This is a genomic window from Citrobacter sp. Ca225 (genome assembly GCF_030337175.1).
In the GTDB taxonomy this organism is placed as follows: domain Bacteria; phylum Pseudomonadota; class Gammaproteobacteria; order Enterobacterales; family Enterobacteriaceae; genus Citrobacter_A; species Citrobacter_A amalonaticus.
The window spans coordinates 1-367 of sequence record NZ_JAOWCD010000020.1; the positions used below are offsets into that span (position 1 = coordinate 1).

The window sequence follows — 367 nt, forward strand, 5'->3', positions numbered from 1 at the left end:
TGCTGATATGGCTCAGTTGGTAGAGCGCACCCTTGGTAAGGGTGAGGTCCCCAGTTCGACTCTGGGTATCAGCACCACTTCACTTCTCCTCCCCGTGTTTTCTCTGTAACGACTCAATGATTCAACAGTTCAGGCATATCGCCTGGTTGATGTGGTGATATCACCGATTTATCCGTGTCTTAGAGGGACAATCGATGTCTAAAGAAAAGTTTGAACGTACAAAACCGCACGTTAACGTCGGTACTATCGGCCACGTTGACCATGGTAAAACAACGCTGACCGCTGCCATCACTACCGTACTGGCTAAAACCTACGGCGGTGCTGCTCGCGCATTCGATCAGATCGATAACGCGCCGGAAGAAAAAGC

The 367-nt window shown here is 50.1% G+C and carries 1 protein-coding gene and 1 tRNA gene; both read left to right on the plus strand.

Going from position 1 to position 367, the window contains the following annotated elements:
• Position 1: 1 nt before the first annotated feature.
• Positions 2-77 (plus strand) — tRNA-Thr (locus OGW13_RS00725).
• A gap of 117 nt (positions 78-194) precedes the next feature.
• Positions 195-367, plus strand: a 173-nt coding sequence (locus OGW13_RS00730; RefSeq protein ID WP_000031654.1) for a GTP-binding protein, incomplete at its 3' end; no start/stop codon positions are given.